13 protein-coding genes are annotated in these 14,344 nt (G+C 41.9%); 4 read left to right on the top strand and 9 right to left on the bottom strand.

Annotated elements, in window-relative coordinates; genetic code table 11:
• The first annotated feature begins 102 nt into the window (after positions 1-102).
• Positions 103-888 (top strand): carbon-nitrogen family hydrolase, encoded by a 786-nt coding sequence (locus MHI23_RS01885; protein ID WP_024424321.1) that lies wholly within the window; start codon positions 103-105, stop codon positions 886-888.
• Positions 889-1,130: 242 nt separating this feature from the next.
• On the opposite strand, the gene MHI23_RS01880 is transcribed toward MHI23_RS01885, so the two are convergent.
• Positions 1,131-2,036, bottom strand: coding sequence for a LysR substrate-binding domain-containing protein (locus MHI23_RS01880; RefSeq protein ID WP_149126695.1), 906 nt, complete (start codon positions 2,034-2,036; stop codon positions 1,131-1,133).
• Positions 2,037-2,152: 116 nt separating this feature from the next.
• Between MHI23_RS01880 and MHI23_RS01875 the strand changes: the two genes are divergently transcribed.
• The gene (locus MHI23_RS01875; RefSeq protein WP_185854073.1) at positions 2,153-2,926 is read left to right on the top strand and encodes a class I SAM-dependent methyltransferase; all 774 of its coding nucleotides are present in this window, start codon (positions 2,153-2,155) and stop codon (positions 2,924-2,926) included.
• A gap of 211 nt (positions 2,927-3,137) precedes the next feature.
• Here MHI23_RS01875 and MHI23_RS01870 read toward each other — a convergent pair whose 3' ends face one another.
• The 3 genes from MHI23_RS01870 to MHI23_RS01860 all read right to left on the bottom strand — a co-directional run bounded on the left by MHI23_RS01870 (position 3,138) and on the right by MHI23_RS01860 (position 6,667).
• Positions 3,138-4,514, bottom strand: coding sequence for an MFS transporter (locus MHI23_RS01870; protein WP_149126015.1), 1,377 nt, complete (start codon positions 4,512-4,514; stop codon positions 3,138-3,140).
• Positions 4,515-4,634: 120 nt separating this feature from the next.
• Entirely contained in the window at positions 4,635-5,642 is a 1,008-nt protein-coding gene (locus MHI23_RS01865) for a LacI family DNA-binding transcriptional regulator (protein WP_061110398.1), read from the bottom strand.
• 77 nt (positions 5,643-5,719) lie between these two features.
• Positions 5,720-6,667: a dihydrodipicolinate synthase family protein gene (locus tag MHI23_RS01860; RefSeq protein WP_125587113.1), complete on the bottom strand. Its 948-nt coding sequence runs from the start codon at positions 6,665-6,667 to the stop codon at positions 5,720-5,722.
• A gap of 426 nt (positions 6,668-7,093) precedes the next feature.
• Between MHI23_RS01860 and MHI23_RS01855 the strand changes: the two genes are divergently transcribed.
• A protein-coding gene (locus MHI23_RS01855; RefSeq protein WP_098677243.1) for an IS3 family transposase occupies positions 7,094-8,244 on the top strand; the annotation gives its coding sequence in 2 pieces (ribosomal slippage) (positions 7,094-7,367 and positions 7,367-8,244; 1,152 coding nt in all).
• A gap of 57 nt (positions 8,245-8,301) precedes the next feature.
• Here the strand turns inward: MHI23_RS01855 and MHI23_RS01850 are convergent.
• Positions 8,302-8,859 (bottom strand): shikimate kinase, encoded by a 558-nt coding sequence (locus MHI23_RS01850; protein ID WP_003214270.1) that lies wholly within the window; start codon positions 8,857-8,859, stop codon positions 8,302-8,304.
• Positions 8,860-8,944: 85 nt separating this feature from the next.
• Complete coding sequence (locus tag MHI23_RS01845) at positions 8,945-9,718, bottom strand: IclR family transcriptional regulator (protein ID WP_061110400.1); 774 nt, start codon at positions 9,716-9,718, stop codon at positions 8,945-8,947.
• Positions 9,719-9,866: 148 nt separating this feature from the next.
• Between MHI23_RS01845 and MHI23_RS01840 the strand changes: the two genes are divergently transcribed.
• Positions 9,867-11,225, top strand: coding sequence for a hypothetical protein (locus MHI23_RS01840; RefSeq protein ID WP_061110401.1), 1,359 nt, complete (start codon positions 9,867-9,869; stop codon positions 11,223-11,225).
• A gap of 39 nt (positions 11,226-11,264) precedes the next feature.
• Here the strand turns inward: MHI23_RS01840 and MHI23_RS01835 are convergent, their stop codons facing one another.
• From MHI23_RS01835 to MHI23_RS01825, 3 genes are all read right to left on the bottom strand, one after another.
• On the bottom strand, positions 11,265-12,578 hold the full coding sequence (locus tag MHI23_RS01835) for an MFS transporter (protein WP_044333529.1): 1,314 nt from the start codon (positions 12,576-12,578) through the stop codon (positions 11,265-11,267).
• Between the two features lie 45 nt (positions 12,579-12,623).
• The gene (locus tag MHI23_RS01830) at positions 12,624-13,826 is read right to left on the bottom strand and encodes a CoA transferase (protein WP_024427254.1); all 1,203 of its coding nucleotides are present in this window, start codon (positions 13,824-13,826) and stop codon (positions 12,624-12,626) included.
• Between the two features lie 125 nt (positions 13,827-13,951).
• The gene (locus MHI23_RS01825) at positions 13,952-14,332 is read right to left on the bottom strand and encodes a cupin domain-containing protein (protein WP_024424330.1); all 381 of its coding nucleotides are present in this window, start codon (positions 14,330-14,332) and stop codon (positions 13,952-13,954) included.
• Between the last annotated feature and the right edge of the window lie 12 nt (positions 14,333-14,344).

Here is a 14,344-nt window from a genome sequence, read left to right as displayed (position 1 = left end):
GGAAACCTTTATGATAAAGAAACTGGCCTTGAAGACTAAAATAAACCATTACATACATTCATGATTTTCACATGACATATAGCGAATAAAGGAGGAACCCATATGAAAATCGCCCTTGTCCAAATGGACGTACAAATTGGAGAACCTGAAGTGAATTTTAAAAAAGCAGAAGCGTTTTTAGAAGAAGCAGTCCGCGAGCAGCCTGATCTGATCATTTTACCCGAAATGTGGAATACCGGCTACGCCCTTGAACAAGCCGAGCAGCTTGCAGATATAAACGGTGAACGCACAAAGCAGCTCTTCTCCTCCTTTGCCCGCAACCACCAAGTGTATCTCATCGCAGGCAGTGTGTTAAATAAACGGACAGAAGATGAACACATTACCAACACAATGTATGTTTTTAACCGCCAAGGTGAGCTTGTGTTAGATTATGATAAAATTCATTTATTCCGCTTAATGGATGAGCACAACTATTTAACCGCTGGTGATCAGCTTGGTTTATTTGACTATGGTGAAGTTGTGACGATTGGTGCGATGATTTGTTATGACCTCCGCTTCCCGCAGCTTTCCAGAACACTTGTGAACAAAGGAGCGAAGGTGCTTGTCAATACGGCGCAATGGCCGTCAGCAAGAGTGGACCATTGGCGCAGCCTGCTCATCGCAAGAGCGATTGAAAACCAGTCATTTATGATTGCTGTTAACAGAACAGGCACAAGCAGAGACACGGCATTCCCTGGACACTCTATGGTGATTGATCCACTCGGCCGCATCCTGCTTGAAACAAAAGATGACGAAGATATTTATTATGCGGAAATTGATCTTCAGCTGGTGGATGAAGTCAGACAGCAAATTCCGGTTATGACGGATCAGCGTCTGGATTTATATTAAACAGCAGGGTGCTCCCCTGCTTTCAGCGTGTAGACAAACCCTCGCATTCGGTGTCAGGTCTGCGCTCCGGTGCTCACGAATGTCAAATTCGCTCCGCTCCGCTGCTCGCCCTTTCTAGACTCAAAGGTTTTCTATCACGCTGAAAAGAAGACAAAGGGCTAAAACCAAGATCATTTTAGCCCTTTGTCACCAATCTTAAAGCAGGGTGCTCCCCTGCTGTTTGCGTTTAATTAAACGTTTGTTTAAGCTTTCCCTTGGTTCTGATAAAGGTCCATGAAGGCTTGAGCGGCTTTCGTTAAATACCTTTCTTCAACATATGCAAATACAAGTGTTCGGGTTGGGCATGAATCAATGTTTAAATAAATAACTTGGTTCCTATCCTCTTGTGCCACCATTTTCGGCACAACGGTCACACCTAGTTCGTTTTTGACCAATGCCTGTGCTGTTTGAATATGGCTTGTTTCAAAAGCCACTTTTGGCTGAAAACCGTGATGACGGCACAGTTCCATGACCACATGCCGAAAACCGTATCCCTCTTTCAGCATAATAAATGGGATACCTTCAAGAAGTTGAAAGGGAACCATTTCTTTTTGTCCTGCTTGCTTGATGATCTCGTTCAATTCCTCTGATAACCAAGGCTGAGCAGCTTGTGGAACTGCAAGAAGGAGCGGCTCTGTCAGCATTTGTTTCGTTTTCAATGATTCATGCTCGACAGGCATAGATAAAATAGCCAAATCCAGTTTTCCGGCCAATAGAAGTTTTTCGAGCTCACGAGGTGAATCTTCTATCAATTGAACGTCGACATGAGGATACGTTTGACAAAAGGTTTTTAATAAGCCGGGCAAGACATATCCCCCTGTGACTGCTGGCGCTCCAATGTTCAGCTCTCTCCCGATTTCATAAGCTGCTTCTCCCATTTCACGCAGCAAATCATCTCTTTCCTTCAAAATATTCTCAGCCCTTTTAATGAATCGTCTCCCTTGAGGTGTGGGCGTTACTTGTCCATACTTTCGAATAAATAGCGGTGTGTCTAATTCCTCTTCCAGCTTCTTCATTTGCTGGCTTAAAGAAGGCTGTGCAATATGAAGTTGATCCGCTGCTTTTGTAAAACTTTGCTGCCGGTACACTTCAATGACATATTCCATCATTCGTATATCCACTTTCATCACCTCATAGGTTTTAACTATCCATGTCATATCTTTTATGTCTTAGACAAATAACAGAAGGAATTCTACGATAAAGAGACCACAAAGGGGGAAAAGAAATGAATCCATATGCTAAAGCCGAGAACCAATTTTCACAAAATGCCGAGAACTATCGAGATTCACCTATATTTGCAGCCGGAGAAGAGCTGGAATGGATGAAAACAACAGCAAATGCGAAGGGACATGAGCATTTACTTGATATTGGCTGCGCGGCAGGACATACCGTTTTTTCCTTTTCAGACGTTATCTCTAAAGGGGTAGGCATTGATGTCACGCAAAAAATGATCGAGATTGCAGCAGCACTAGCGGAAGAACGCCACCTGAACCACATTACTTTTGAGCAGGCAGCCGCAGAAGCATTGCCCTTCTCTGATGAATCATTTGATTTAGTGACGTGCCGATTTGCTGCTCACCACTTTCCAAACCTTCCGGCAGCCATGTCTGAAATCAGCCGAGTCTTAAAAAAAGGCGGCCAATTTCTGCTCGTCGACCATTATGCACCTGAAAACCCTGCACAGGATTCATATATTAATCACTTAAATAGAATGAGAGACCCTTCTCATGTGCGGGAAAGCTCATTATCAGAATGGAAAGAGCTTTTCGATGACAACCAATTGACTCAGAAAGAGATTCGTTACTGGGATCTGCATATTGATTATCAGGACTGGATTATACGTGGACGCACGCCAGAGAATATTCAAAAGGAGATCGTTTCCCACCTTCAAGCCGCAGACCCTGACACAAAGCAGCTGTTTCAGCTTCAATTCGATGCGCAGCATCAGCCCATTTCCTTCTGTTTAAAAGCTGCACTGCTTCAGGGAATCAAGCATTAAACTGATAGAAAAAGTCTACCATCGCCGGTAGACTTTTTTAATCTTCACTGTTTCACAGGTGGCTTTTCATGTTCGTGACACGTCTCTCTTCACGACTAGATTATGTTTCTATTATATGATAAATGAACGAAGATAGGTGAGGCATTTTAGATCCTCTGAATAAAAAAAGAACCTACCCTCTTTGGAATAAGTTCTTCCCTGCATGCGTAACTTACGGTGCAATATCCTCTAATACTTTCTCGCGCGTTTCGATCATTTTAAAAGCAAGAATTGCTCCCACTACCGTCACACTTGCAAAAAGAATAAAAATAGTTGAAACACCGCTTACCTCTAAAATAAAACCTATCATAATAGGAGCGATCGCTGAGGCCAGTCTAAGCCACGCTGTAGCAAATGCCGTTCCAATCACCCTCATACGTGTCGGATAAATTTCAGGTGTATATAGATAGAGGAGAACTGTAATTGTCCCCATCATTCCGTAAGCAGCAGATCCTAAATAGATGACGCTTTCTGGTGAAGTCGCTCCGCTGATCCATAAAGTCGTTAATAAAACACCTGTTAATACAAATGCAATGGTTGCCCAGCGCTTCCGTCCCACTTTATCAATTAAAAATGCACAAGCGAATACCCCTATGGTCTGTAAAATATTTGTGAGAGATGCTGCCCTTAATGAATCTCCAACTGGCAAATGGTAAACAGTATTATAAAGACTCGGTAACCAGTTATTTAAACCATTCGATACAAAGTAGGCAGAAAACCATAGTCCCCATACGACCAATGTTCTTTTACGGTAAAAAGTTGAAAATAGCTCTTTCCAGTCGCCTTTTTCAGTACTGCTGGATACTTGATTTGCGACAGGCATTCGTTTGTCAGTACTAGCTTCAATTTCTTCAATAATTCTTTCGGCTTCATCTAACCTGCCTTTCGAAATAAGCCACCTTGGCGATTCACGCAGCATGAAAAAGAATCCAAAGACGATTAGACCTCCAATGCCTCCAATCAAGAACATCCATTTCCACCCAAAGCTAGGTACAACAAATGCCCCAATTTGAGCTGAGATCATTAATCCTAATGGAAAAATCATCTCATAAAGCATAAAAAATCTGCCTCTTCCTTGGGCTCGGGACAACTCATTAATATATGAGGCTGCTACCGGCACCTCTCCTCCAACTCCAATCCCTTGTATAAAGCGGAAAATAAAAAGGGCCATAAAATTACCTGAAAATACACATGCGATACTCATAATAGACATGAGGAACACCGTCCACTTTGCACTAAATACACGGCCGCGCCTTTCTGCTAACCACCCAAAGAAAATAGCACCAATCGCTTGTCCTATATAACCAGACCCAATAAGAAGGCCAATTTGAGCAGGTGATAAATTCCACATGCCGATGAGGACCGGGAGAACAAACGCTAAAGATAGCGCATCAAAAGCATCAAAAAAAGTAGCAGATCCCATAATGATTCGAGGTTTTAAATGCCATCTCGAAAAAGGTACACTTTCCATCCTAGTCAATAGTTGTGAAGCTCTATCAACAACTTGCCCACCTTGAGAATTTGAATTTCCGCTGAGTTCTAACGTCATGGTATCTCCTCCTTATTAGAGGAAATGATGCAAAAGTACATGCCGAAGAGCGCTGAAGAAATCGCTTACATTTTAAATCAAGAGGAATTCTCAAGCGATCTTACGAGTTTTCAGCATCTATCAAATCTTTTTTGGCGTTCCCGTGGTGCCCCGATCTATATAATACATAGGGAAGATATGCTCCATCGCCTCTAACTGTTCTCCTTCTAATAACTGTGTTAGTAAAGAAACAGCTTTTCTTCCCATTCCAACTAAATCAACATGAACAGAAGATAAAGAAGGGGTTAGGAAACTTGCAATGGGCACATCATCGGCACCAACGACAGACAAATCATGAGGTATTGACACATGTGCGTTTTCTGCCGCTTTCATGACCCCTATCGCCAAAAAATCTGAAGAGCAAACAACTCCAGTCATGTGCTGGTTTCCTTGGAGAAATTGAGAAACCACTTCTACTACTTTTCCCCCATCAAATTCATCTAACTCAAACACAAGCTCTTTGTTCAATGTTAATCCTAAACGTTTCAGTGTGCGCTCATACCCCTTGTAATACCTCACACTATGCATCGAACTCATTGGACCATTGACCAGCCCAATGGTTCGATGACCTTTATCAAATAAGGCCGTTACAGATTGACAAACACCTTCTTCATCATCTGGCCTGACACATGGAAATGGTGAATCCTCTAAGTAACTTCCGACAACGATAATGGGAATAGCCAAACTTTTTAGCCAATCCATGCTCAATTCTTCATTTCTTGGAGAAAATAAAATGGCACCATCTACAGCCTGCGTCTCAAGTAACCGCTGCTGCTGCACAGATGTAAATGACATCAGCATATTGAATTCGGTCTCATCTAATTCCTTCGCTATGCCATCTAAAATCGTTGAAAAAAATGGATTATTCAAAATATATGAACCGCGGGGAACCACTACAGCGATATTCCCAGTCTTTCTTTTCACGAGTCCTCTCGCTCCTAAATTAGGGCGGTAGCCTAACTCATCAATCACTTGTTTGATTCTTTCAGCCGTTTGAGCGCCTACTCCTGGTTTACCACTTAATACTCGGGAAACAGAAGCTATAGACACTCCTGCTTTCAATGCGACATCTTTAATACTTACTGACACATTTCATACCTCCGGGAGTCTGTTGTTTTATACCCTATTATAACCTGACTCACCTTCATCATGAAATCAATGGTCTGTTATCTACTGACGTTTTCCTTAAGCAAACCAACACTTTGAAGGCCTTGGCGAATCTCTTCTTTTTCCTTTTGAGTTAAAGGTAATACCGGCTTTCTAGCAAGTGAACTGCTGATCAAACCTCTCTGGAACATCGCTTCCTTCATTCGCAGATGAGAGGTAGAGGAAGGTTCATCCATTTTATATACAGCATGCTTTAATTCAAAGATTCTATCGTACACTTTATTAGCTGCTGCAAGGTCTTGTTCTTTCACACATTTCACAAGTTCAGCGATCAAATCTGGTACAAAACAGCCGAAACCGACAAGCGCTCCATCAATCCCTTGAACTAATGTTGGCAATAAATATTCATCGTGACATGTGAGCAGCGATACATCTGGTGCATGCTTTTTCAGTGCGCGCACATCGACTTCATATTGTGCCATGTCTCTTTGACCAATTTTGAATGAGACAACATTTTCAATTTCCGACATTTCTAGTAATTGATTCGTTGTATATGAGGTTTTTGTCCAAGTTGGATATTGATGGACGATGATTGAAATGTCAATCGCTTCTGCAACATCTTTAAAGAATTGGACAGGTGATTCAGGTTGCATACCGAATCTCAGCCATGAATGCGGCGGCATGAGAAGGATACCTTCTCCGCCAGCTTCTTGAACTGCTTTTGCATGCTGGATCGCTTCAATTGTCCCTTCAGCTGAAACCCCGGAAATGACAGGTACTTCCCCTTTTAATTCGTCAGCTGCAATACGCACAGCCTCAGCTCGTTCATGTGGCAGCAAAGTCATAATCTCGCCAGTATGTCCATTGACAACAATCCCGTTAATTCCTTCGTGCTCCGCCACCCAGCGAACAAGCTTACGAAAAGCAGGTTCATCAATTGAATAGTCATCTTTAAAAGGAATTAAGACCGCCGGGAATACACCGCTCCATTTTTCTTTATTTTTCATCAACAAATTCCTCCCCATTCGATTATAGTAAACGTTTACCGTAAGCGTTTACGTAAACAATCATAGAATGTGCTCACGGAAGATGTCAACATTATTTTTTAAATATTATCATAATTCAAAAAACTCTTATTAAAATTTAGATACTATTTTATTTTTCCGAAAAAGAAAATGATCTATATCAAAAGCCTCATCACCATGAACTGATTGAAGGAGGATCACCGCTTTTTCCAAACGGCTGCACACCAAAAAAAGGATAAATACATTTTGGTTGTCAAAGCATCATCATATGTACGAAGGAAAAGAATTCAATAGAAAAAAAGTCTACCCTCAAGGGACTGACCCCATAAGATGAGACAAATAAAAAACACCTTCAAGTTTGAAAACGGATCGTTGTAATCCGAAATAAAACATGGAGGTGTTTTTTCTATGGGGACAAGAGTGAGTTATCCGGTTGAAGTCAAACAGAAGGCTGTAGAAATGAGATTGGCAGGCGTATCAATGAAAGAGATTTTGCGGGAATTGAATATCAAAAATAAAACGCAGGTTCAGACATGGGTGAGGTGGCATAAGGCTGGGGATACACACCGGTTCGAACAGCCTGTTGGAAAACAATATACCCATAGAAAGGGTCCCGAGTACTCTTCCGAATTAGAGAGACTGCAGGCAGAAAATCGCTATCTGAGTCAACAGAATGAAGTTTTAAAAAAGTACAACGAATTGGAAAGGAAGTTGATAAGGAAACGTCAATCAAACTGGTAGAAGAATTGTGCAAAACAATGACAGTACAGGACATCTGTGTCCATTTAGGCGTCTCACGCGCTTCGTACTATAGATGGAAAAAAGATCTGACTCAGAATCATTCTAAAAAACAACTAGAGGAACAAATCGGCACGTTGTGCCGAGAGCACAAGTATCGATATGGATATCGAAAAATCACAGCCATACTAAAAATGAGGATGCATATTAACCATAAAACTGTTCAACGTATCATGCAGAAAAACCAGTGGCAGTGCCGGGTTAAAATGAAAAAGCGTAAGAAGAATGGGCAGCCCTATGCCGTGGCCGGTAATATACTGGATCGGAACTTTCAATCTGATCGCCCTCTTGAAAAACTAGTAACGGACATCACGTATTTGCCTTATGGACAGAAACAATTGTACCTTTCCAGTATATTGGATTTATATAATGGAGAAGTAATTGCGTTTACGATTGGTGATAAGCAGGACACAGACTTTATTTTAAACACACTTGATCAGCTCCCAGCACTGCCTGAAAACTGTGTGTTACATAGCGACCAAGGTTCTGTGTATACATCTTACGAGTATCAGAAAGCTGTTCATATAAAAGGCATTACCATGAGCATGTCCCGTAAAGGGACGCCCGCTGATAATGCCTCCATCGAATCGTTTCATTCCTCGCTAAAGTCTGAAACGTTCTATCTTAACAGCATTGATCGAACTACAACCAACATTGTAGAACGCACTGTCAAAGAATACATTTATTATTATAACAACATTCGTATTCAAACAAAACTAAACAACCAATCACCGATCAACTATCGGCAATTGGCTGTATAAAGGTGTTTTGATCCCTGTCTCAAAAACGGGGGTCAGTCCCTCAACGGTAGACTTTTTTTATTTCGAATATAAATCCCAGCCAAGCTTGAGTGTGTCCACAATATAATTGGCGACTTCCTCAGCCTCTAAATGATCTGTTTCCACTCTTGAGTTATGAAGAGAATAAATCTCCCGGCGCTCTTCAAACAGCTCTTTCATCTCATCAAGTGTCCGGTTGTGAAGAACAGGGCGGTTTTCGATTAAAATATCAAGCCGCTGCTTCCAATTCTCCCACGATAGATCAAGGAAAAGAACGGTACAATGCTTCAAGCAGGCGCGTTTGATTTCTTCCTGTTTGAATGCACCGCCTCCAAGGGAAACGATCTTGAGCTGTGTATGTTCACATAAATCGACGATATAATCCTTTTCAGCCTGCCTGAAGAATGCTTCTCCTTTTTGCTGAAACATCTCTGGAATCGTCATGTTGTACTTTTTCTCAATCTCCTGATCGACATCAATAAAATCTCTATATAGCTTTTTGGCAACCAACTGCCCAATGGTTGTTTTCCCAACACCCATAAAGCCAATGAGGACAATATTCCGCTGTCTTACAGGAATTTCTCTATTGATTTTCATGGTCGTGACACGTCCTCCCTACGACAAGGAATGCTACATAATGTTTCTATTATATGATAAATGGAGCTCGAAAAGATAGGCAATCTTAAAAATTGTGTTTGACGACGTAGCCGAGCTGTTCAGAAAGCCGCTGTGCCTGTTCTTTCACTTTTTGCTGCAACTGAGGAATGACTTCTTCAGTAAACCGATGGGTTGGACCAGATATGGATAAACAGGCTTTCACTTCACCATGAATGTTAAAGATTGGTGCCGCTACTGCCGCAGATCCTACCTCGCGTTCATCGATGCTGCAAGAAGTATATGTGTCAAGAATATGTTCACGTTCCTTTTGCCAGTCACCCTTCATCACATGATCAGCCTCAGACGCTAATACTTTTTGTTGAAATTCTTCACTTTGAAATGCCAATAATACCTTTCCGCCTGCACCTGCGTACAATGGCAGTTTTTCACCAATCTTGACAAGATGCCGAATCGATTGCAGCCCTTCCGCTTGTTCAATACAAACCCTGCTTGTTGAATCCAGTACATACAGGTTGACGGTTTCCTTTGTTTCATCACGAAGTGAGTACATGAGTGGCTTAGCCAGTTCCCTCAATTTAATGGACTTCCCTGCAATGTATCCGAGGAGATAAAGCCTTTGACCCAATCGGTATTTCATTGTTTCTTGATTCTTCTCCACAAAATGATTCATTTCAAGTGCCTTGAGCAGTCTCGTTGTCGTAGACATTGCTAAATTCATCTCTTTTGAAATATCCGTTAGCGTCAGCTCTTGACGTTCTTCACTAAAACAATACAGAATATCCAAAGCACGCTGAACTGTACGCAGTCCTGATTCTTCTTTTGACTTTTTATCAGCCATATTCACTTTCTCCTTTTCCCCTTTGATTTCTTATCGACATCAACGATCGATTTTGCTATAATCCATTTTAAACGTTCCATTAAAAGAAAACAAATTCCACCAGACGGAATAAAATCAATTGAAGATATTTGATGGAGGAGATATTTGAATGTACCTGCTCGTTTTTACACTGCTTATCAGTCTATATATAGTTCATCAACTATTTCCTGCTCCTATACTCTCCTATTTTGTTGGTCTGCTGGCCGCTGCTTCGCTCACCATTTCTTTTAAGAAAGCAAGCGGGCTTTATTTGAAAACAGGTGCTGTATTTCTCATCATTGGGTTGTTCTTATTCTTCTTATCCGGCCAGCCTTTGCACACGTTTTTTCTTCACTTTCATTCCATGCTGGGCTTGCTTTCTCTCTTTTTCATGCTGCCTTTTATTCATTCTCTCATACATGTTGGACATTTCGATACACAATTAAATAAACTGCTCACACTGCATACAACGAGCTCAAATCAGCTTTATCGCAAGAGTTCATTTGTCACTCATATACTTGGCATGTTTTTAAATATCGCGACGATTCCCTTACTCTATACATCGCTCAAACCGTCGCTTGAATCCCTAAAAGAACAAGTGAAACAACATCTTTATACACGCAACCTCTTAAGGTCATATGCATTATGTTTAAGCTGGAGTCCTGTTGAAGTGCTGGTAAGCGTCACCATTGATGCAACCAAACTAAAATATTATCAAATTGCACCTATTACTTTTGGTTTAATGGTCTTCGTGCTGGCGATAGATTGGATGCTTTTTTCTCGTCAAAGCAAACGATTACCAAACATCATTCAGTCTTCAAAAACAAGCGCCAACCCTCATCGAATTAAGCGAAAAACCCTTCAGCTCGCTTTCATGCTGCTAGGTTTTATGACAGTCGTCTCACTTGTCGATGCATGGATTGGGAAAGGCTATTTATTCGCTGTAGTACTGACGATTATTCCATTTGCTCTATTATTCTCTTCTGTTATCAAAAAAAGAAAACAATATATCGCTGTCTCTGTACCTCATTGGAAAGAAAGAACCCGTCAGCTCTCCAACTATATGTGTCTATTTTTAAGTGCAGGCTTCTTTGTCGATATGCTCCTTGCGACAAACAGTATGCAGCCGATTCAAGCATTTATTGTCAGTATATCAGACCATGCCATTTGGGTTTATTGTGTCATTGGGTTGTATTTTCTGATCACCGCCCTTTGCGGTTTTCACCCGCTCGTCTCACTTGCTTTGTTAGTGAGTATGATGGCACCAGTCATCCATGAACTGCCTGCTCTTCCCATTGCCATCATGCTGATCGTTGCTGGCACATCAACTGTTATGTTTAGCCCTTTTAATGTTTCTGTCTCCCTATTAGCTGATTTGATGAAGGTCAACCCTTACCGTATCACTCGCTGGAATATATGGTTTGCCAGCCTTTATATCAGCATGGGTATCGCATGTGCAGCGATCATCACCGTTATCTTTTATACATAAAAAAGAGAACTCATCCTTGAGTTCTCTTTTGCTTTCTCTCTATGGCTTTAATTGAATACGTTCAATTTTACCTACGATAAAGATGTACGACAATGCCCCGCCTAAAGCAACTAAACTGACGAATAAAATTCCTCCATTGTAAGAGCCTGTCGCCGACACGATGAATCCGATAATCAGCGGAGTGATGATCCCAGCTAAATTAGCAAAAAAGTTAAATACGCCGCCAGCCAGCCCAACCATTTCCCGCGGTGCCACCTCAGACAGCATCGTCCAAGAGATATTAGACAGACCTTGCGCAAATGAAGCGATGGATAAAATGGTCAGCACAAGCGGGATATTTGTTGTAAAGTTTGCTAAAACAATGGTACTCGTCATCAGTAAGCCAACCACTACTGGCAGCTTTCTCGCTACATTCACTGATACGCCCTTTTTAAGCAGCCAATCAGATACATAACCTCCAAACAAGACCCCAAAGAATGCAGCAATATAAGGAAGAGAAGCAGCAAAACCTACCTTGAGAAACGCCATATTTTTCGCCTCTGCCAAATAGGTCGGAAACCACGTTAAAAAGAAAAAAAGGGTAGACGCAACAGAGAATTGGCCAATATAAAGCCCGATCAATTTACGATATTTTAGAAGGGCGGCAAAGTCTGCCCATTTCAGCTTCTCCTGTGATGCGACTGTCAGCCCATCGCCTTGCCGGATTAATTCTAACTCATCTTCATTTATCTTCGGATGCTCTTTCGGTTCGTGATAATACTTGTACCAAAAGAAAGCAAATATGATACCGAGCGCACCTGCCGTAATGAAGACGGTTCTCCAATCGAAAGTCGTCATGATCCAAAATAGAAGAGGTGTCGCAAATGCAAGACCCACATACTCTCCAGCAGTATAAACACCTGTTGCAAAAGCCCGTTCCCGCCTTGGAAACCATGTGGTAACAATACGGTTATTTGCAGGAAAAGCGGGAGATTCTGTAATCCCAATAAACAAACGGCAGCCGAATAAAAAGGCAAAGCTGTTCGCAAACGCCTGTAAGCCTGTGAAAATAGACCAAGTAACGAGTGATATCCCATACGTTACCTTTGAGCCAAATTTATCGAGAATAAAACCGCCTGGTATTTGCATCGCTGTATATGTCCAGCTAAATGCTGAAAAAATCAAGCCTAATAAGGCAGGATTTAGTTGCAATGAAGATTGAATTGCAGGAGCAACAATGGATACACTGGCTCGATCAATATAATTAATAGCGGTAATAAAAAACAACAGAAGCAATATGCCAAAACGGGCTTTCGTTGGTTTCACATATGCGGGCTGCAATTCATTCCCCTTCAGTTCTGAATGCACTTTCATAACCATCCTCCTTTGTTTCCGCAGCGTGCGGTTCGGTTGAGCGTATTAAATAACCCCTTTTTCTTCTAACTGCTTACACTCTTCTTCTGTTAAGCCAAGCATATTTGTTAAAATCTCATAATTATGTTCGCCTAAATCAGGTGCAATGTGACGGATACTTCCAGGTGTTTTTTCAAACTTTGGAATGATCCCAGGCACCTTCACTTTTCCAAGACGAGGGTGATGCACCTCGACGATATTCTCTCGTGCTTTAAATTGCGGATGCTCAAAAATATCCCGAATACTTAAGATTGGGCTCACAGGAACACCGTGTGTATCTAAAATTTCTAATACGTCATCCCTTGTTTTCGACGCGATCCATTCAGAGACGATCGCATCCATTTCTTTGTTATGCTTCAGCCTGGATGCATTGACCGCGAATTTTTCATTCTCTAGTAAATCTAATCGATTCATCGCCTCTGCCAATCGATTAAAGGTCGAATCTGTACTCGTCACAAGAACCAAATAATGACCATCCTTTGTCTCATAGGTGCCGGCAGGGCTTGAATGTCCGCTTAGCCCCGGTGAACGCTCACGCACCTTCCCAAGCTTGTCATATTCTGCAACCAAAAACTCTAACATACGAAACACAGATTCATAGAGGGCCAAATCCACCATTTGCCCAGTTCCTTCTGGATGTGTATCCCTGTAATACATCGCTGTCACAGTAGCAAACGCCACATAGATGCCAGCAATATAATCAGTGAGAGAAAAGGAAGGGCTGACTGGATGCCGGTCTGGAAACCCTTGAATATATGTAAAGCCGCTAAACGCCGTCGCTGGTGTTCCAAAACCGGCTTTGTCCTTAAACGGACCAGTTTGTCCATAACCTGATACACGAATCATGATTAAACGAGGGTTGATTTCTTTTAACACATCGTACCCAACGCCCCATTTTTCGAGTGTTCCAGGGCGGAAATTTTCAATCAGCACATCGACCTGACCCGCAAGTTTTTTAAAAATGTCTTTTGCTTCGTCTTTGTGCAGATCCAGTGTAAGGGATTTCTTATTCCGTGAGAGACCTGACCATCTAAGTGGTTCCCCATCTGCAAAAGGGCCGACATGCCGCAGCGTATCGCCTTTGCCAGGAATCTCGACTTTGATGACCTCTGCTCCAAAATCCCCTAGAAGCACCGCGCCATAGGGTGCAGCAATCATCGTAGAGACGTCTAATATTTTTATTCCTTCGAGCGGTGTATTCATATTCATTGCTTGACTCCCTTTCATTCAAGTGATGAAGGGCTAAAATCATTCCTAATTTTAGCCCTTTTCATCTTTCTGATTGACCCGGAAAGCCCTGATCATTCAAAAGGAGGACTTACCGGTGCAGTTTTTTAATCCTTTGGAAGCTGCCCTTGCGGTGTGTAGAGCCAAATGAGCCATAAAGGTTCATCTCCTGTATTGACATGCTGGTGCGGGACACCGTCAGGAATGAACATAAAATCATTTTGTTTAAAGGACTGCCTTTCTCCATCACAAATGACTTCGCCAGATCCTTTAATCACAAAATCAAATTCCTCTGAACCCGGGTGATTGTGCACTGAACTTGCTTCCCCTGGTTCAAAAATGGTAAGACCCGCCATCATATGTTCTGAACCAACTGTATCCGGTGTAATGGTTTGAAATACCTTTCGAACCATTTGCTCCTCTGGACGATCTAAGCCTAACCATAATGGGTTCCCATCTTGAAACGGATTCAATACTTTAATTTTCATTGTTAATTCCTC

This window comes from Bacillus sp. FSL M7-0003, assembly GCF_038628485.1.
Classification (GTDB): domain Bacteria; phylum Bacillota; class Bacilli; order Bacillales; family Bacillaceae; genus Bacillus; species Bacillus safensis.
The sequence above is the reverse complement of the archived record's forward strand: the minus strand, read 5'-3'. Positions and strand labels throughout refer to the sequence as shown.

Excerpts from the sequence above, each read along its gene's own strand:
- MHI23_RS01885 (WP_024424321.1), top strand. The coding sequence starts at position 103 with ATGAAAATCGCCCTTGTCCAAATGGACGTACAAATTGGAGAACCTGAA.
- MHI23_RS01880 (WP_149126695.1), bottom strand. The coding sequence starts at position 2,036 with ATGATGGAATATGTCATTGAAGTGTACCGGCAGCAAAGTTTTACAAAA.
- MHI23_RS01875 (WP_185854073.1), top strand. The coding sequence starts at position 2,153 with ATGAATCCATATGCTAAAGCCGAGAACCAATTTTCACAAAATGCCGAG.
- MHI23_RS01870 (WP_149126015.1), bottom strand. The coding sequence starts at position 4,514 with ATGACGTTAGAACTCAGCGGAAATTCAAATTCTCAAGGTGGGCAAGTT.
- MHI23_RS01860 (WP_125587113.1), bottom strand. The coding sequence starts at position 6,667 with ATGAAAAATAAAGAAAAATGGAGCGGTGTATTCCCGGCGGTCTTAATT.
- MHI23_RS01850 (WP_003214270.1), bottom strand. The coding sequence starts at position 8,859 with ATGAAAATCAATAGAGAAATTCCTGTAAGACAGCGGAATATTGTCCTC.
- MHI23_RS01845 (WP_061110400.1), bottom strand. The coding sequence starts at position 9,718 with ATGGCTGATAAAAAGTCAAAAGAAGAATCAGGACTGCGTACAGTTCAG.
- MHI23_RS01840 (WP_061110401.1), top strand. The coding sequence starts at position 9,867 with ATGTACCTGCTCGTTTTTACACTGCTTATCAGTCTATATATAGTTCAT.
- MHI23_RS01835 (WP_044333529.1), bottom strand. The coding sequence starts at position 12,578 with ATGAAAGTGCATTCAGAACTGAAGGGGAATGAATTGCAGCCCGCATAT.
- MHI23_RS01830 (WP_024427254.1), bottom strand. The coding sequence starts at position 13,826 with ATGAATATGAATACACCGCTCGAAGGAATAAAAATATTAGACGTCTCT.
- MHI23_RS01825 (WP_024424330.1), bottom strand. The coding sequence starts at position 14,332 with ATGAAAATTAAAGTATTGAATCCGTTTCAAGATGGGAACCCATTATGG.